16 protein-coding genes and 1 pseudogene are annotated in these 15,535 nt (G+C 70.1%); 5 read left to right on the forward strand and 12 right to left on the reverse strand.

Translation table 11 applies throughout. The annotated features are described in order from the left end of the window. Nucleotides 1-145: 145 nt before the first annotated feature. The 7 genes from BG418_RS36280 to clpS all read right to left on the reverse strand — a co-directional run bounded on the left by BG418_RS36280 (nucleotide 146) and on the right by clpS (nucleotide 4,939). A complete protein-coding gene (locus BG418_RS36280) occupies nucleotides 146-1,096 on the reverse strand; it encodes a PLP-dependent cysteine synthase family protein (protein WP_188278292.1) in 951 nt (316 codons plus the stop codon). A 14-nt stretch (nucleotides 1,097-1,110) separates the two neighbouring features. Further along, nucleotides 1,111-1,389 (reverse strand): MoaD/ThiS family protein, encoded by a 279-nt coding sequence (locus tag BG418_RS36285; protein ID WP_188278293.1) that lies wholly within the window; start codon nucleotides 1,387-1,389, stop codon nucleotides 1,111-1,113. A 125-nt stretch (nucleotides 1,390-1,514) separates the two neighbouring features. Beyond that, the gene (locus BG418_RS41030; protein ID WP_317453872.1) at nucleotides 1,515-1,631 is read right to left on the reverse strand and encodes a putative leader peptide; all 117 of its coding nucleotides are present in this window, start codon (nucleotides 1,629-1,631) and stop codon (nucleotides 1,515-1,517) included. Between the two features lie 116 nt (nucleotides 1,632-1,747). Continuing rightward, entirely contained in the window at nucleotides 1,748-2,170 is a 423-nt protein-coding gene (locus tag BG418_RS36290; protein ID WP_188278294.1) for a Mov34/MPN/PAD-1 family protein, read from the reverse strand. Nucleotides 2,171-2,247: 77 nt separating this feature from the next. Continuing rightward, on the reverse strand, nucleotides 2,248-3,702 hold the full coding sequence (locus BG418_RS36295; protein WP_188278295.1) for an amino acid permease: 1,455 nt from the start codon (nucleotides 3,700-3,702) through the stop codon (nucleotides 2,248-2,250). A 350-nt stretch (nucleotides 3,703-4,052) separates the two neighbouring features. Continuing rightward, nucleotides 4,053-4,634 (reverse strand): DUF2017 domain-containing protein, encoded by a 582-nt coding sequence (locus tag BG418_RS36300; protein ID WP_188278296.1) that lies wholly within the window; start codon nucleotides 4,632-4,634, stop codon nucleotides 4,053-4,055. Next, on the reverse strand, nucleotides 4,634-4,939 hold the full coding sequence (gene clpS, locus BG418_RS36305; RefSeq protein WP_188278297.1) for an ATP-dependent Clp protease adapter ClpS: 306 nt from the start codon (nucleotides 4,937-4,939) through the stop codon (nucleotides 4,634-4,636). Before clpS ends, BG418_RS36300 begins: the two co-directional genes overlap by 1 nt. Nucleotides 4,940-5,028: 89 nt before the next feature. On the opposite strand from clpS, the gene BG418_RS36310 reads away from it, so the two are divergent. Both BG418_RS36310 and BG418_RS36315 read left to right on the forward strand, forming a co-directional pair. Beyond that, nucleotides 5,029-6,357, forward strand: coding sequence for a nicotinate phosphoribosyltransferase (locus BG418_RS36310; RefSeq protein ID WP_188278298.1), 1,329 nt, complete (start codon nucleotides 5,029-5,031; stop codon nucleotides 6,355-6,357). A gap of 104 nt (nucleotides 6,358-6,461) precedes the next feature. Continuing rightward, entirely contained in the window at nucleotides 6,462-7,049 is a 588-nt protein-coding gene (locus tag BG418_RS36315; protein WP_188278299.1) for an isochorismatase family protein, read from the forward strand. Between the two features lie 102 nt (nucleotides 7,050-7,151). On the opposite strand, the gene BG418_RS36320 is transcribed toward BG418_RS36315, so the two are convergent. Beyond that, nucleotides 7,152-7,457 (reverse strand): hypothetical protein, encoded by a 306-nt coding sequence (locus BG418_RS36320; RefSeq protein ID WP_188278300.1) that lies wholly within the window; start codon nucleotides 7,455-7,457, stop codon nucleotides 7,152-7,154. A gap of 122 nt (nucleotides 7,458-7,579) precedes the next feature. Next, a complete protein-coding gene (locus BG418_RS36325) occupies nucleotides 7,580-9,988 on the reverse strand; it encodes an immune inhibitor A domain-containing protein (protein ID WP_188278301.1) in 2,409 nt (802 codons plus the stop codon). A 403-nt stretch (nucleotides 9,989-10,391) separates the two neighbouring features. Here BG418_RS36325 and BG418_RS36330 point away from each other — a divergent pair, with 403 nt between their 5' ends. Continuing rightward, the gene (locus BG418_RS36330; protein WP_188278302.1) at nucleotides 10,392-10,655 is read left to right on the forward strand and encodes a hypothetical protein; all 264 of its coding nucleotides are present in this window, start codon (nucleotides 10,392-10,394) and stop codon (nucleotides 10,653-10,655) included. Between the two features lie 26 nt (nucleotides 10,656-10,681). On the opposite strand, the gene BG418_RS36335 is transcribed toward BG418_RS36330, so the two are convergent. Beyond that, on the reverse strand, nucleotides 10,682-11,458 hold the full coding sequence (locus tag BG418_RS36335; protein WP_188278303.1) for an RDD family protein: 777 nt from the start codon (nucleotides 11,456-11,458) through the stop codon (nucleotides 10,682-10,684). Nucleotides 11,459-11,533: 75 nt separating this feature from the next. Continuing rightward, nucleotides 11,534-12,982: an RDD family protein gene (locus BG418_RS36340; RefSeq protein ID WP_188278304.1), complete on the reverse strand. Its 1,449-nt coding sequence runs from the start codon at nucleotides 12,980-12,982 to the stop codon at nucleotides 11,534-11,536. Between the two features lie 228 nt (nucleotides 12,983-13,210). Between BG418_RS36340 and BG418_RS36345 the strand changes: the two genes are divergently transcribed. Beyond that, complete coding sequence (locus BG418_RS36345; RefSeq protein ID WP_188278305.1) at nucleotides 13,211-13,702, forward strand: SsgA family sporulation/cell division regulator; 492 nt, start codon at nucleotides 13,211-13,213, stop codon at nucleotides 13,700-13,702. Between the two features lie 28 nt (nucleotides 13,703-13,730). On the opposite strand, the gene BG418_RS36350 is transcribed toward BG418_RS36345, so the two are convergent. After that, a complete protein-coding gene (locus BG418_RS36350) occupies nucleotides 13,731-15,125 on the reverse strand; it encodes an FAD-binding oxidoreductase (protein WP_188278306.1) in 1,395 nt (464 codons plus the stop codon). Between the two features lie 97 nt (nucleotides 15,126-15,222). Here BG418_RS36350 and BG418_RS36355 point away from each other — a divergent pair. Further along, a pseudogene (locus tag BG418_RS36355) lies at nucleotides 15,223-15,535 on the forward strand (hypothetical protein); the annotation flags it as partial.

The raw sequence follows: 15,535 nt of genomic DNA on the forward strand, positions 1-15,535 counted from the left end.
GCTCGCGCAGTTCCCCGCGCCCCTAGGTAGTTAGGGGCGCGGGGAACTGCGCGATCAGCCACAGACGGCCCGCAGCCAAAGAACCCGGCCGCCCGCCCAGGGCTTTAGGGAAGGGGCGGGGTGGGGGAACTGCCGCGCCGAGCGCTTACGCCCAGAGTTGGCCCTGTAGCGTCGCGATCGCTTCTTCCGTCGTTTCCGCCGTGTAGACGCCCGTCGACAGGTACTTCCAGCCGCCGTCCGCGACCACGAAGGCGATGTCGGCCGAGGCGCCCGCCTTCAGGGCCTTCTTGCCGACGCCGATCGCGGCGTGCAGCGCCGCCCCCGTGGAGACGCCCGCGAAGATGCCCTCCTCGCGGAGGAGTTCCCGGGTACGGGTGACCGCGTCGGCCGAGCCGACCGAGAAGCGGCTGGTCAGGACCGACGCGTCGTACAGCTCGGGGACGAAGCCCTCGTCGAGGTTGCGCAGGCCGTAGACCAGGTCGTCGTAGCGCGGTTCCGCAGCCACGATCTGAACGCCGGGCACGTGCTCGCGCAGGTAGCGGCCGACCCCCATCAGGGTGCCCGTCGTCCCCAGGCCCGCCACGAAGTGGGTGATCGAGGGGAGGTCGGCCAGGATCTCCGGACCCGTCGTCGCGTAGTGCGCGCCCGCGTTGTCGGGGTTGCCGTACTGGTAGAGCATCACCCACGACGGGTTCTCGGCGGCCAGCTCCTTGGCCACCCGTACCGCCGTGTTGGAGCCGCCCGCCGCGGGCGACGGGATGATCTGCGCGCCCCACATCTTCAGCAGGTCGCGGCGCTCCTGGGAGGTGTTCTCGGGCATCACGCAGACCATGCGGTAGCCCTTCAGCTTCGCCGCCATCGCCAGCGAGATGCCCGTGTTGCCGCTGGTCGGCTCCAGGATGGTGCAGCCTGGCGTCAACCGGCCCGCCTTCTCGGCCTGTTCGATCATGTGGAGCGCGGGGCGGTCCTTGACCGAGCCGGTCGGGTTGCGGTCCTCCAGCTTGGCCCAGATGCGGACGTCGTCCGACGGGGAGAGGCGGGGAAGCAGGACCAGCGGCGTGTTGCCGACGGCGGCGAGCGCGGAGTCGTAGCGCATGACGGCGTTCGGCCTCAGACCATGCCGCCGGCCACGGCCGGCAGGATCGTCACGCTGTCGCCGTCGGACAGCTCGGTGGAGATGCCCGCCAGGAAGCGGACGTCCTCGTCGTTGAGGTAGACGTTCACGAAGCGGCGCAGCTCGCCGGAGTCGACGATCCGCTCCTGGATGCCCTGGTGGCGGGTCTCCAGGTCGGCGAAGAGCTCGGCGAGGGTCGCGCCGCTGCCCTCGACCGCCTTGGCGCCGTCGGTGTAGGTGCGGAGGATGGTCGGGATACGGACCTCGATGGCCATGACGTGGGCTCCTGTCGGGAGATCGTAAGAGGGAGAAAGGCAAGGGCCCGCGGTCGGCGCGGGTGCTGCGGTCCTGCGGTGCTGCGGAAGTACGGACGTACGAGTGGTACGCGTGCGGCTGCCGCTCAGGCGGCGCTCGGGCGCGGACACATCGCGCTCGCGAGGCGGCACAGGTCGACGTGCAGGCGCGCCACGAGCAGGGGGCTGCTCGGCTTCTCTTCGCTCACGTCGTGGGGAACCATGCGGTCATCGTATCGATTCCCGGTCCGCTTCCCGGAATGTGATCTCAGCTGGCGGACGAGATCGGCTCAGGATGTGGGCAGGATGCCGCCCACGCCCCTCCCCCGCCGGGACGGCGTCAGTACGCCGTCACCACCTTGACCTCTTCCTCCGTGATCACACCGTCCACGATCCGGTAGGAGCGGAACTGGAAGTCGCCCGCGCCGTCCGCGTCCGCCGTGGAGACCAGGACGTAGTGCGCGCCGGGCTCGTTCGCGTACGTCACGTCCGTACGGGACGGGTACGCCTCGGTCGCCGTGTGGGAGTGGTAGACGATCACCGGATCCTCGTCGCGGTCGTCCATCTCGCGGTAGAGCTTCAGCAGGTCCTGCGAGTCGAACTCGTAGAACGTGGGCGAGCGGGCCGCGTTGAGCATCGGAATGAAGCGCTCGGGGCGGTCGGTGCCGGCCGGGCCGGCGACCACACCGCACGCCTCGTCGGGGTGGTCGGCGCGGGCGTGCGCCACGATCTCGTCGTACAGCGCCTGGGTGAGGGTCAGCATGAGCGCAAGGATAAACAGACGGGCCGTCCCGTACCGAGGCTTGGTACGGGACGGCCCGAATGCTGAGAAGCGACCGGTTACGAGCGCTTCGCGAACGCCTTGTTGTCGGGGTTGCGCGCCTTGAGCACCAGGTACGAGACGCCCAGGATCAGGCCCCACAGCGGGGCGCAGTACAGCGAGACCCGGGAGTCCTTGTCGATGCCCATCATCACGATGACCATGAAGATGAAGATCAGCGCGAACCAGCTGGTGTACGGGGCACCGGGGGCGCGGAAGGTGGACTGGGGCAGCTCGCCGCGGTCGGCCTTGGCGCGGTAGCGGATCTGGCAGACCAGGATCATGATCCAGGCCCACATGCCGGAGATGGTGGCGAAGGAGACGACGTAGTCGAACGCCTTGCCCGGCGCCTTGTAGTTGATCCAGACGCCGACCAGCATCAGCGCGGCCGAGACCGTGGTGCCGACCAGCGGGGTGCCGCTCTTGGTGAGCTTGGTGAAGAACTTCGGGCCCTGCCCGTTGAGCGCGAGGTCGCGCAGCATACGGCCGGTGGAGTACATGCCCGAGTTGCAGGAGGACAGGGCGGCGGTCAGGACGACGAAGTTGACGATCGCGGCGCCGACGCCGAGGCCCATCTTCTCGAAGGCCGCGACGAAGGGGCTGACGCCCGGCTTGAACTCGTGCCACGGGACGACCGAGAGGATCATGATCAGGGCGCCGATGTAGAAGACGGCGATACGCCACGGCACGGTGTTGATGGCCTTGGGGAGCGTCTTCTCGGGGTCCTTGGACTCGCCCGCGGTCACACCGACCAGCTCGACGGCGAGGAAGGCGAACATCACGATCTGCAGGGTCATCAGCGTGCCGCCGATGCCCTTGGGGAAGAAGCCGCCGTCGTTCCAGAGGTTGGAGACGGTGGCGGTGTCGGCCGCGTCCGAGAAGCCGACGGTGAGGATGCCGGCGCAGATCAGGATCATGCCGACGATGGCCGTGACCTTGACCATCGAGAACCAGAACTCCAGCTCGCCGAAGAGCTTCACGGAGATGAGGTTCACGGCGTACAGGATCAGCGTGAAGACCAGCGCGTACAGCCATTGCGGGACGTCGTTGTGCGTCCAGAAGGCCATGTACTGGGCGGCCGCGGTGACCTCGGTGATGCCGGTGACGACCCAGAAGAGCCAGTACGTCCAGCCGGTGACGTAGCCCCAGAACGGGCCGACGAACTCACGGGCGTACTCCGAGAAGGAGCCCGAGACCGGGCGGTACATCAGCAGCTCGCCGAGCGCGCGCATGATGAAGAAGATGACCAGGCCCGCGATGGCGTAGGCCAGGATCAGGCTGGGGCCGGCCTTCGAGATGGCCTTGCCCGCGCCGAGGAAGAGCCCGGTGCCGATGGCTCCGCCGATCGCGATCATCTGGATCTGGCGGGCCCCGAGGCCCCGCTGGTATCCCTCGCCCTCGGCGGCGTCGTGGGCGGTCCCCACGGCCTCATTGCCGGAGCGGTCGTCCTGCTTGTCGACCTGCACTGAGGTCATGGTGGTGCGCCTTTCTCCATGCTGACCCGCCCGCTTCGGTGGTCGAAGCCGCGGATCAGGTCCTGATCCCCCCGGATGTGGATGGAGTGCCACCGGCGATCAGCCGGTCGAAGCGCCCCCGGGGACATGGGTGGCGTCCCTGGGTGGTCGTGAAGATTTATCACGGCTTTACCGATGATCCACAGACGGGGTTGTGGCGCACGCCACACGAAGAACCGGACAAAGGGCGCACCGATACGCAAACTATGGCGTTGCGGTAATCGGATCGTTATGCGGATTTGAGCGTCCGCTGAGCGAACAGGAGGAAAACAGCCGCCGTCGGCCATCCCCCGGGTGACCCTTCAGGCCATTCAGGCCATCAGCGTCTCGACGAGCGTCTCCTGGAGGCCGCCGAGCCAGAGGTAGGCCATGACCATCGGCTTGCGCGGATCCTCGTCCGGCAGCCGGTAGAGCTCGCCGCCCTCGTCCTCGTCGGTGACGTCGAGGCGCGTGCCGATCGTGAGGCGCAGGTCGTTGAGCGCGCCGAGCCACCGCTTCGCGTCGTCGGCGGAGAGCTTGAGGACCGCGCCGCCGTCGCCCTTGGGCGTCAGCGAGTCCAGGGCGCGGACGACCGCGAGGGCGTCGTCGCGCTTGCGGGCACGCAGGTCCTTCTCGGTGAACCGTCTGAACTCGGCGGCGGATTCGCGCAGTTCATCGCTCTCACCCCGGTCGTACGCGTCCGGGAAGAGCCGGGCGAGCGCCGGGTCGGCGGGCGGTTCGCTGGGGCCCTCGGAGAAGAGCGCGGCCAGCGGGTCCTCGCCCTCGACCGGCTCGTCACCGGGGCCGATGAGTTCCAGGAGCTGTACGGAAAGGGAGCGCAGGATGGCGATCTCGACCTCGTCCAGGGCGACGGCCGCGCCGCCGCCGGGGACCGCCTCGAAGAGGCCGGCCATCAGTTGCGGTCCTGCGTGAGCGTCGCCCACAGCCCGTAGCCGTGCATGGCCTGCACGTCGCGCTCCATCTCCTCGCGGCTGCCGCTGGAGACCACGGCCCTGCCCTTGTGGTGCACGTCGAGCATCAGCTTGCGGGCCTTGTCCTTGGGATAGCCGAAGTACGACTGGAAGACGTACTGCACGTAGCTCATGAGATTGACCGGGTCGTTGTGGACGAGCGTCACCCAGGGCACATCGGGTTCGGGGACGGCGAAGGTCTCCTCCGCCGACTCGGGCCGTTCGATCTCTACAGGAGCCACACTCACTTACCTAATGCTGCCACCTCGATGTCGCAGTCGCACAAACGGGCCCCGGAAATCGTCACTCTGACGTTAAAGGAGTAGCATCCCTTGCCATGAACACTGCGGACCTCGGGTTGCCGGTGGACGTGCCGTCGACCGCCCTCTTCACGGACCAGTACGAGCTGACGATGCTCCAGGCGGCGCTGCGCGGCGGTACCGCCGACCGGCGCTCCGTCTTCGAGGTCTTCACCCGGCGGCTGCCGGACGGCCGCCGCTACGGCGTGGTCGCGGGCACCGGGCGGGTCCTCGACGCCGTCGAGAACTTCCGCTTCGACGCCGCCGTGCTCGGCTTCCTGCGCGAGCGCGGCATCGTCGACGAGCCGACCCTCGAATGGCTCGCCTCCTACCGCTTCTCCGGCGACATCTGGGGCTACCCCGAGGGCGAGGTCTACTTCCCGGGCTCGCCGATCCTGCGGGTCGAGGGCTCGTTCGCGGAGTGCGTGCTGCTGGAGACCGTGATCCTCTCCATCCTCAACCACGACTCGGCGATCGCCGCCGCGGCCTCGCGGATGTCGGCCGCGGCGGCCGGGCGCCCGCTGATCGAGATGGGCGCCCGGCGCACCCACGAGCTGGCGGCGGTCGCGTCCGCGCGGGCCGCGTACGTCGGCGGCTTCACCACCACCTCGGACCTGGCGGCCGGGTTCCGTTACGGCATCCCGACCGTCGGCACCAGTGCGCACGCCTTCACCCTGCTCCACGACAGCGAGCGGGACGCCTTCCGGGCCCAGGTGGACTCGCTCGGCCGGGGCACGACCCTGCTGGTGGACACCTACGACGTGGCCGAGGCGGTCCGTACCGCCGTCGACATCACCGGTCCCGAGCTCGGCGCGGTCCGGATCGACTCCGGCGACCTGCTGCTCGTCGCCCACCGGGTGCGCCAGCAGCTCGACGAGCTCGGCGCCACCAAGACGAAGATCGTGGTGACGTCCGACCTGGACGAGTACGCCATCGCCTCGCTCGCGGCCGCGCCCGTCGACGCGTACGGCGTCGGCACCCAGCTCGTCACCGGCAGCGGGCACCCCACCTGCTCCATGGTCTACAAGCTGGTCGCCCGCGCCCAGAGCGCGGACCCGAAGGCCCCGCTGGTGCCGGTGGCGAAGAAGTCGACGGGCGGCAAGACGTCGATCGGCGGCCGCAAGTGGGCCGCGCGGCGCGCCGACGCGGACGGGGTCGCCGAGGCCGAGGTCATCGGCGTCGGGCCGGTCCCGGCGGAGCTCGCCGACCGGCAGCTGCTCGTCGAGCTGGTCAAGGGCGGCGAGGTGGTGGCCCGCGAGCCGTTGGACGCCGCCCGCGAGCGGCACATCGCGGCGCGCGGCGCGCTGCCGATGTCCGCGATCCAGCTGTCGCGGGGGGAAGCTGTGATTCCGACGGAGTACGCGTGACGCCTCGTACTCGGGCCGCCTTTGCACCCCAATTGCCCCCTGCCGTACCGGGGGCGGAGTCTCTACGCTCGTAGAACAGCCACCTTGACCGAAGGACAGCCGACATGCACCGCGCGTTGATCGTCGTAGATGTTCAGAACGACTTCTGCGAGGGCGGCAGCCTCGCGGTCACCGGTGGCTCCGACGTGGCCGCCGCCGTCACCGACCTGATCGGCCAGGCGGCCGGGTCCGTCTACCGCCATGTGGTGGCGACCCGCGATCACCATGTCTCGCCGGGCGGCCACTTCTCGGCGCACCCGGACTACGTCGACTCCTGGCCCGCGCACTGCGTGGCCGGGACGGAGGGGGTGGGCTTCCACCCGAACTTCGCCCCGGCCGTCGCCTGCGGGGCGATCGACGCGGTCTTCGACAAGGGGGCGTACGCGGCGGCGTACAGCGGGTTCGAGGGGCGGGACGAGAACGGGGTTCCGCTGGCGGACTGGTTGCGTGCGCGGTCGGTGACCGAGGTGGATGTGGTCGGGATCGCCACCGATCACTGTGTGCGAGCGACTGCGCTGGATGCGGTGCATGAGGGGTTTGCGACCCATGTGCTGCTCGACCTCACGGCCGGGGTCGCCGAGGCGACGACTGAGCGGGCCATCGAGGAGATGCGGGCCGCTGGCGCGGAGCTGTCGGGTAAGCCTGTGTCTTGACCCGTCGCGTCGTGTTTCGGCTGCGGGCTGTCGTCGGCTGGTCGCGCAGTTCCCCGCGCCCCTTAGAAGCGCCCTCCGGGCGCATCCCAAGGGCGCAGCCCGTCACGGGCGCAGCAGCGCCCTTATCGGGTGCCACAGCTCGTCCGCCTCGTCCTGGGGGGCCGTGCGCCACAGGAGGCCGTCCGGGTGGTGCAGGACCGCGGTGATCTCGTCCGGGGTCGGTGGTTCGGTGTTGCCGCGCAGATAGACCGCGCGCAGGCCCAGGTTCCGCAGCCTGGTCAGGGCGCGGGCCCGGTTGGCCGCATGGACGAGGACGCGCACCTTGCGGCCGTCTCCGGCCGGGGACGGCAAAGTGAGCGCGACGATGACGCTGCCGTTGGGCAGCTTGCTGAAACCTCCGCCAGGCATGGCGTACCGCTCCCCCGTGAGACGTCGTGTCAATAAGGACTGGTAAGACGCACCTAAACACGATCGGCCGCCGCCCGCTAGAGGGCGACGGCCGATCATGGTTTGACCTGCGGTTTTTAAAACTACTTGGTCGACGGACCGACCTTCACGGTGATCGTCGAGCCGTCCTTGGGCTGCTGGACGATCGTGATCCGGGTGTTGGTGTCAGGAACCTTCACGCTTCCCGTGGGGTTCTCCGCGTACCAGTAGGTGCCCCGGTGGTCGTCGAACATCGGCACGCCCGGCTGCGAGCGGACCGTGGTCGCCACGTCCGCCTTGTGCAGGGTGAGCGCCTGCGTCGGGTACCAGCTGAACGCCGCGTCGAACGGCGTGATCTTGTTGCGCATCAGCGTGCCGTCGGCCCACTTCAGCGGCTTGGCATGGGCGTCGATCGGCAGGATCTGGCCCGCGCCCGGGTGGGCCGAGACGTTGTTGTCCTTCTGGGAGAGGTCCCAGAGCCACAGGACAAGACCGGGCTGGTACGCGTAGTGCTCGACCCAGCTCGGACGGGACTTCGCGAAGCCGAAGTTGTACGGGCCGACCTTCAGCGTGGTGTCGGACGACACGTACTGGCGGTTCTCGGCGATGTAGTACTGCGGGTAGTCCTTGGTGAACGACTCGCCGATGCGGGAGAAGTTCTTCGAGGTCCAGCCGTTGTCGTCGCCCTCGGCGCCGTCGGTGAAGAGCGCGGTGCCGTCCGCCGTCACGGAGATGGCGTCGGCCGTGAAGCCCTTGCCGCCCGCGCCGCCGTCCGTCTGGTAGCGGAACCGGATGTCGATCTTCTTGCCCGCGTAGGCGTCCAGCGGGTACGAGAGCTTCTTGTACGTGCCCGAGGCGTCGGTCAGGGCCGGCTTGTCGCTGCCGTCACGGGTGATCGCCTGGCCGTCGGCGGTGCCGTCGAGCGCGGTCCAGGTGGCGCCGCCGTCCGTGGAGGCCTCCGCGTACGCGAAGTCGTAGTCCTTCTCGATGTCCCACCAGCCCGAAAGGTCCAGGGACGCCTTGGACTTGCCGGTCAGGTCGACCGAGCGGGTCAGGGTGTTGTTGAGGTTGTCGCCCATCCCGCTCCACCACTGCTTCGTGCCCTCGACGGGCTTCACGACAGTGGTGGTGACCGGCTTCTGCGGCAGCTCGACCACGAGCGCCTGCTTGTTGTCGGTGTTGTACTCCGAGACACCGAGCTTGACCGTCGAGTTCGTCGCGGCCTTGGCCTTGGCGTAGTCGAGCCAGCCGAGCTGGAGCTTGTCCCAGGCGGTCATGTCGCCCGGCAGGTCGCCTATCGAGTCCTTGCCGCTGCCGAGCCAGGAGCCGGCCGACATCAGGGACCAGAAACCGACCGAGTTCTCGGCGGTGTTGGTGGTGTCGTAGAGGTCCGGCAGACCGAGGTCGTGGCCGTACTCGTGGGCGAAGACGCCGAGGCCGCCGTTCTCCGGCTGCATCGTGTAGTCGCCGACCCAGATGCCGGTGTCACCGATCTCCGTGCCGCCGGCCTTGTTGTCGGCCGGGCCCGTCTTGCCCGCGTCCGTGCCGTACGCGTAACCGCGGTGCGCCCACAGGGCGTCGGTCTTCTGCGCGCCGCCGCCGGCCGACTCGTCCTCGCCCGCGTGGACGATCTGGAAGTGGTCGATGTAGCCGTCGGGCTCGTTGAAGTTGCCGTTGTGGTTGTAGTCGTTGCGGTCCCACTGGTCGTACTGGGACAGCGTCGCCTTGATCTGCTCGGCGGTCTGGCCCTTGGCCTTCTGGTCGGCGACCCAGGCGTTGACGCCGTCGCGGACCAGGTCCATCACGTTGGAGCAGTTGGACTGGCCGCAGTAGTTCGAGCCGTAGCGGGCCTCGTTCCACGGGACCCGGACCCAGTCGGTGACCTGGCCGTCGACGGAGTAACGCCCCGAGGACGTCTTCTCGTAGTACGTCTTCAGCGAGTGCTTCTCGGTGCCGTCGGCGTTCTTGCCGGTGCCGAAGTACAGGTCCTGGAAGTGCTGGCGGCTGTAGTCCTTCTGCCAGGCCGTGGAGTTGTCCTTGGTGCGGTCCGGCTGGGCGATCGTGTTGTGCGCCGGGCCGGGGGTGCCGCCGTACTTGACGACCGGGGGCTTGGGGCCGGTCGGGCCGTCGGGGTCGTACATCGTGGTGTTGTCGACCTTGTCGCCGAAGTCCACCAGGATCGTGAAGATCTTGTCGGTGCGCTGGCGGCCGAGCTCCACGTACTTCTTGTCGTCGAGCTGGACGACCTTGGAGGCGCCGCGCTGCTGCACCTTCTTCTCGCCCGAGATGACCTTCTCCAGGGCGACCTGGCGCTGCTGCTCAAGCTCCTTGGTGAACGGGCCCGGCATGTTGTCGACGTGCTTCACGGCAGGGGTGCCGGGGTCCTGGCGCTGCACGGCTGCCGGGGCCTTCACGTCGGCCTGGGCGGTGGCGAACGCCGAGCCCACGGCGCCGGTCGTGGCTATCGCCACGAGCACGGCGGCAGCCCTGACGGCCCGTCTGTTGCTGGTCACTTGATGATGTCCTCCCCCGCGGCCGCAAGCACGGACCGGGGGGTGAGGGGTCAGGTCTCCGGTGCGCGGCACGCGTCTCAAGTGACGACATTGGACCGGAGTTGCCAAAGAAAAGACAGATCTTGACTTGCGTTGGGTAATTACATTATGCAGACGGGTAGTTCCGGTATCCGAACGCTTCCGATGTGCTACCCAACCCCGACAACTGATGCGCCTGTCTCACCAGTCGGACCGGCCGAATGACTCCGTGCGCCCCCTGTGCACCGGCACCGTGGGTTAGGTCACGCTTACCAACGGTTCCGTCAGGGCAAGGTCCGACGTAGAGTCGCTTGACAGTGCGATCCGGTTGCCCGGTCGAGAGACCCGCCCCATCCGATGCCTTCCCCCGAGGACGGATACCGCCATGCCGCGTCCGACTGCAGCACAGCTCGCCTACGGTTCGGCCACCGTCGTGTTCTCGACCGTGGCCATGATTCTGCTCTCCCAGACCGACTCGGGTGTCGGCGTGGGCGTGATAGTGCTCGCGGCGCTGCTGCTCGGGCTCCTGGTCGCCGTGACGGTACCCATCCCGAAAGCGGCGCGCACGGTTCGTATGAACCGCGCCGCCGCCGTGGGTGAGCGCGCCGAGCCGGGGGTGCGGGTGCCGGCCGACTCCGTACGAAGCTGAGGTCGGCGGGTCCTACGGGACCGGCGTCAGTGGGCTGTTGAGACCACCACCGTCTTCCCGGCCTTGTCGTGCAGGCCCTGTTTGTAGGGCTTGTCGGTGAGGATCGTGATGATGAGGATGACCTGCCACAGACACGGGCAGCACAGCAGCGCCGGTACCCAGAGCACGGCGGTGCGCGCCAGAGCGGCGCTCGTGGTGGGCACACTGCCGTCGTTGAGCATCGCGACCCGCAGGTTCAGCAGCTTCTTGCCGACGGTCTGGCCGTCCCGCTTCAGCATCAGGGTGTCGTAGCCGAGGTAGACCACGATCCCGATCAGGGTCCACGCCAGACCACTGCCGGTGTACGCCTTGGAGACCACGTCGGACGTGCTGTCGCCGCTCTTCGACTCGTACATGTACCGGCCGGAGGTCGCCCACTCCAGCAGGCCGAGCGGGATCGCCACGATCAGGGCGTCGATGATGCGGGCGAGCAGGCGCCGCCCGAAGTCGGCGAGCGGGGGCATCCCGCTGAGCGGGTCGGGAGCGCCGTACTGGTTCCCGCCGCCGTACGCGTCGTACGGGGGCGGGGTGCTGCCATAGGGCGAACCGGGGGGTGGCGTGCCGTACGGGCCGCCGGGGGGAGGGTTTCCGTACGGGCCGCCGCCGGGGGGAGGGGCGCCGCTGCCCGGAGGTGGGGTACCGCCTCCGGGCGGGGTGCCGCCGGGAGGCATCCCTCCGCCGCCGCCGGGCGGAGTGGGCTCCGATGGCTTCTTGAGGAACGGGTCGTCCTCGGGCGGCTGGCCGGGCGGCGGTTCGTTGCTCATGTCCGCAGTGCACCGCGAGGGGTGGGGGTCCCGCAACGGTACGGGGCCCGTTCGGGTGTCGCCCGTCAGCCGGTCTCAGGTGCCTGCCACGAACGTACGGGCCGCCTTGTCGTGCCAGCACTGGCGCCACGGGCGGTCGAACAGGCACCACAGGACGTTGACGACGCCGACCGCGAGCACGCCGAGCACTCCGTACACCAGCCAGCGGCGCAGCGCGGCGCCGAACGTCGGCGGCTCGTGCGACTCGATGTCGCGGACCTGGAGTCGCAGCAGCCGCTTGCCCAGCGTGCGGCCCCACTTGGCGGTGGGCAGCGCCTCGTAGAGCAGGCCGAGGACCAGGAACGCGCCGAGCACGATGCCGAGGTAGCCGGCGGTGGTGCCGTCGAGGAGGTAGACGGTCACGGTCTCGCCGGACAGCTTCGCCGCGTCGATCTTCTCCTGGATGTGGTCGGCGGCCTTCACGCCCAGCGGCACCGCGAGCGCGGCGACGGCCACGCCGAGCACGGCGGTGTCGACGAGCCGGGCGACCAGCCGCCGCCCGGGTCCCGCGGGCCGGGCCTCGGCCTGGGCCCGGGCGGCCCGCAGGAACGGGTCCTCGACGGGCGGCTTCCACGGTACGACGGGCTCCCCCACCCCCCGCTGCTCGTCGGGCTGCGCCAGCTGATGCACCTGCTGCGCCCAGGAGGCCGCGCCACCCCCGGGGCCGGTGGTCATCGGGGACGCGGCGGGCTGGGGAGCGGCGTGCTGAGCGGGGGCGGGCTGCGGGGGTGCGGTGTGCTGTGGGGGTGCCGCGTGGTGTGCGGGCGCGGTGGGCTGCGGCGCTACGGGCTGGGGCGCGGCCTGGTAGCCCGGCGTCACCGGGGCCGACGGCAGCGCGGCGCGGGCGGGGCCGGGCTCCACGGCCGCCGGGCGCACATCGGGCTCGGCCCGACGCGGATCACCCGCCGCACGCGGATCCACGGGCTGCGCGGGCAGGGGCTGAGCCGGAAGCGGCTGGAGTGGCAACGGCTGCACCGGCTGCGACTGGACCGGCTGCGACTGCGGCCCCGAAGCCGGAAGCGGAGCCGGCATCGGCGTCGGGCCCGGCTGCGGCTGTGCCAGCGGGAGCGCCCGGGGGTCGGGTTGGCCCCAGGAGATCCGCCGCGCCGCGTCGTCCCCGAAGCCCGACTGGTACGACGCGTCGGCCTGCCAGACCGGGGCCGGGCCGGGCCGCATGCCGTGCGGGGGGACGGGTTCGGGCTCGAACTCGGGCTCGTCGAGGAAGACCGGGCCCGTCTCCTCGACCATCGGAACCGGGGCCGGCGCGGGCATCGGCGTCGGCGGGGCCGAGGCCAGGGCGGGTGCCGCCGGGGCCGCGCCGGGCGGCGGCACGGGCATGGCCTCGCCGACGGCCGGGGCGGGCCGGCTCGTTCCGGGCACCCAGGCGGCGCCGTTCCAGTACCGGACGTATCCGGGGATGGACGGATCGGGGTAGAAGCCGGCGACAGGGGTGCCGTCGCCGGTGGCCGGGGTGGGGGCGCTCATCACCGTGGTCCCGTATCTGCTCGTGGGCCTCGTCAATACAAGGGTCCACATCTACCAGACGGGCGACCACCCCCGGGCGGGTCCTTCCGTACCGATCACGATTCGGTCATCGGACGAACGGGAAATCCGCCCGAAAAAATCTGCAGAAGTCGCGTCATAGTCGCGTGCCGGCCCGCTCCCTCCTTGTGCGGCCCGCTCCCGGGCCCGTACGAGGAGAGGACACAAGTCATGCACACCGTGGTGGAACGCGAGCTGGAGCTCAAACTCGTTCTGTCGCCCGAGCGCAGCGTCCCGGTACCGGCCCGGCTGGCGTACCGCACCGACGATCCGTACGCCGTGCACATCACCTTCCACATCGGCTCCGATCACCCGGTGAACTGGACGTTCGCCCGGGAGCTCCTGGTCGAGGGGGTGTTCCGGCCGTGCGGTCACGGCGATGTGCGGATCTGGCCGACGAAGGTGGACGGGCGCAGCGTGATCCTGGTCGCGCTGAGCTCGCCGGACGGGGACGCGCTGCTTGAGGCGCCGTCCGCGCAGGTGTCGGCGTGGCTGGAGCGCACACTTCGGGTGGTCCCGCCGGGCTCCGAGACCGAGCAGCTCGGCATCGACGACGGCCTGGCCGAGCTGCTCGCGCCGACGACGGGCCGCAGCCGCATCGAGGAGCTGTACCTCAACGACCCGTGGCCCTCGGACGAGTCGCGGCCGGAGGAGGGTGCGTGACGCGGACGCGAGCTGCCGTAACGGTTGTTCAGAACAGTTTGCCCGGGTTCAGCAGACCCAGCGGGTCGAAGGTGTGCTTCACCGCACGCTGCATCTCCACGCCCACCGGCCCGAGTTCGCGCGCCAGCCACTCCTTCTTGAGCACGCCCACGCCGTGCTCGCCGGTGATCGTGCCGCCGAGTTCCAGACCGAGCGCCATGATCTCGTCGAAGGACTCGCGGGCGCGGCGCGACTCGTCCTCGTCGGCGGCGTCGAAGCAGACGACCGGGTGGGTGTTGCCGTCGCCCGCGTGCGCGCAGACGCCGATGGTCAGGTCGTACTTGGCGGCGATGGCCGAGGTGCCCTCCAGCATCGCGGCGAGCCGTGAGCGCGGTACGCAGACGTCGTCGATCATCGTGGCGGACTTGATGGTCTCCAGCGCCGTGAGCGCCAACCTCCGTGCCTGGAGCAGGAGTTCGGACTCGGCGGCCGACTCGGCGGGCACCACCTCGGTGGCCCCGGCGGCGGTGCACAGCTCCCCGACGGCGGCCAGATCGGCGGCCGGGTCCGGGGTGTCGAAGGCGCAGAGCAGCAGCGCCTCGGTGCTGTCCGGCAGCCCCATGTGCGCCGTGCGGTTGACGGCCTGCACGGTCGTACGGTCCATGAGTTCGAGCAGCGACGGCGTATGGCCGCGCTCCATGATCGCGCAGACCGCTTCGCAGGCGGCGGCAGCGGAGGGGAACTCGGCGGCGAGCGCGAGCTGTTCGGGCGGCGCGGGCTTCAGCGCCAGTACGGCCTTCACGACGATCCCGAGGCTGCCCTCGGACCCGACGAAGAGCCGGGTCAGGTCGTACCCGGCGACGCCCTTGGCGGTGCGCCGGCCGGTCTCCAGGAGACGCCCGTCGGCGAGGACGACGTCCAGACCGAGCACGTACTCGGCGGTCACCCCGTACTTCACACAGCACAGGCCGCCGGACGCGGTGCCGATGTTCCCGCCGATGGTGCACTGCTCCCAACTGGAGGGATCCGGCGGGTAGTAGAGCCCGTGTTCCATGACTTTCCGGGAGAGCACGGCGTTGACGACGCCCGGCTCGACGACCGCGACCCGGTCGACCGGGCTGATCTCCAGGATGCGGTCCATCCGGACCAGGGACAGCACGATGCAGCCCTCGGAGGCGTTGGCGCCGCCCGAAAGCCCCGTGCGGGCGCCCTGTGGCACGACCGGGACGCGCAGCTCGGTGGCGGTGCGCATGATGTGCTGCACCTGCTCGACCGTGCGCGGCAGCACGACCACGGCCGGGGCCCCGGCGGCGCAGAAGCTCGCCATGTCGTGGGCGTACGAGGCGGTGACGTCCGGGTCGGTGATCACCGCATCGACGGGCAGCCCCGCGCGCAGCCGTACGAGAAGGTCCCCGGACGCGACGGGCTCGGCTCCAGCGTTCATGATCCCAGCCTGGCACCCGGGGCCATCGGTGTGAACCCCGCGTGGTCCGGCGGGCGCACGCCGGATGTGCTCTTCGTATGGACGCACAGTGATCGGCATGGAGACCGAACAGGAATGGCCGCCGAGCACGCGGACCCTGACGCTGCCGCCGCCCCCGAGGCCGACTCCGCTGGAGCCCGCCGCGCCGCCGCCGAGCAGGTCCGCGCGGCGCACCATGATCGGCGCGGCGGTGGCCGCGCTGCTGACCGCCGGGGTCCTGGTGGTCCTGACGCTGCCGCCGCCCCCGAGGCCGACTCCGCTGGAGCCCGCCGCGCCGCCGCCGAGCAGGTCCGCGCGGCGCACCATGATCGGCGCGGCGGTGGCCGCGCTGCTGACCGCCGGGGTCCTGGTGGTCCTGCCGCGCCTGGCCG

The organism is Streptomyces sp. CBMA152 (assembly GCF_014596475.1).
In the GTDB taxonomy this organism is placed as follows: domain Bacteria; phylum Actinomycetota; class Actinomycetes; order Streptomycetales; family Streptomycetaceae; genus Streptomyces.

Excerpts from the sequence above, each read along its gene's own strand:
- BG418_RS36280 (WP_188278292.1), bottom strand. The coding sequence starts at position 1,096 with ATGCGCTACGACTCCGCGCTCGCCGCCGTCGGCAACACGCCGCTGGTC.
- BG418_RS36285 (WP_188278293.1), bottom strand. The coding sequence starts at position 1,389 with ATGGCCATCGAGGTCCGTATCCCGACCATCCTCCGCACCTACACCGAC.
- BG418_RS41030 (WP_317453872.1), bottom strand. The coding sequence starts at position 1,631 with ATGGTTCCCCACGACGTGAGCGAAGAGAAGCCGAGCAGCCCCCTGCTC.
- BG418_RS36290 (WP_188278294.1), bottom strand. The coding sequence starts at position 2,170 with ATGCTGACCCTCACCCAGGCGCTGTACGACGAGATCGTGGCGCACGCC.
- BG418_RS36295 (WP_188278295.1), bottom strand. The coding sequence starts at position 3,702 with ATGACCTCAGTGCAGGTCGACAAGCAGGACGACCGCTCCGGCAATGAG.
- BG418_RS36300 (WP_188278296.1), bottom strand. The coding sequence starts at position 4,634 with ATGGCCGGCCTCTTCGAGGCGGTCCCCGGCGGCGGCGCGGCCGTCGCC.
- BG418_RS36310 (WP_188278298.1), top strand. The coding sequence starts at position 5,029 with ATGAACACTGCGGACCTCGGGTTGCCGGTGGACGTGCCGTCGACCGCC.
- BG418_RS36315 (WP_188278299.1), top strand. The coding sequence starts at position 6,462 with ATGCACCGCGCGTTGATCGTCGTAGATGTTCAGAACGACTTCTGCGAG.
- BG418_RS36320 (WP_188278300.1), bottom strand. The coding sequence starts at position 7,457 with ATGCCTGGCGGAGGTTTCAGCAAGCTGCCCAACGGCAGCGTCATCGTC.
- BG418_RS36330 (WP_188278302.1), top strand. The coding sequence starts at position 10,392 with ATGCCGCGTCCGACTGCAGCACAGCTCGCCTACGGTTCGGCCACCGTC.
- BG418_RS36335 (WP_188278303.1), bottom strand. The coding sequence starts at position 11,458 with ATGAGCAACGAACCGCCGCCCGGCCAGCCGCCCGAGGACGACCCGTTC.
- BG418_RS36340 (WP_188278304.1), bottom strand. The coding sequence starts at position 12,982 with ATGAGCGCCCCCACCCCGGCCACCGGCGACGGCACCCCTGTCGCCGGC.
- BG418_RS36345 (WP_188278305.1), top strand. The coding sequence starts at position 13,211 with ATGCACACCGTGGTGGAACGCGAGCTGGAGCTCAAACTCGTTCTGTCG.
- BG418_RS36350 (WP_188278306.1), bottom strand. The coding sequence starts at position 15,125 with ATGAACGCTGGAGCCGAGCCCGTCGCGTCCGGGGACCTTCTCGTACGG.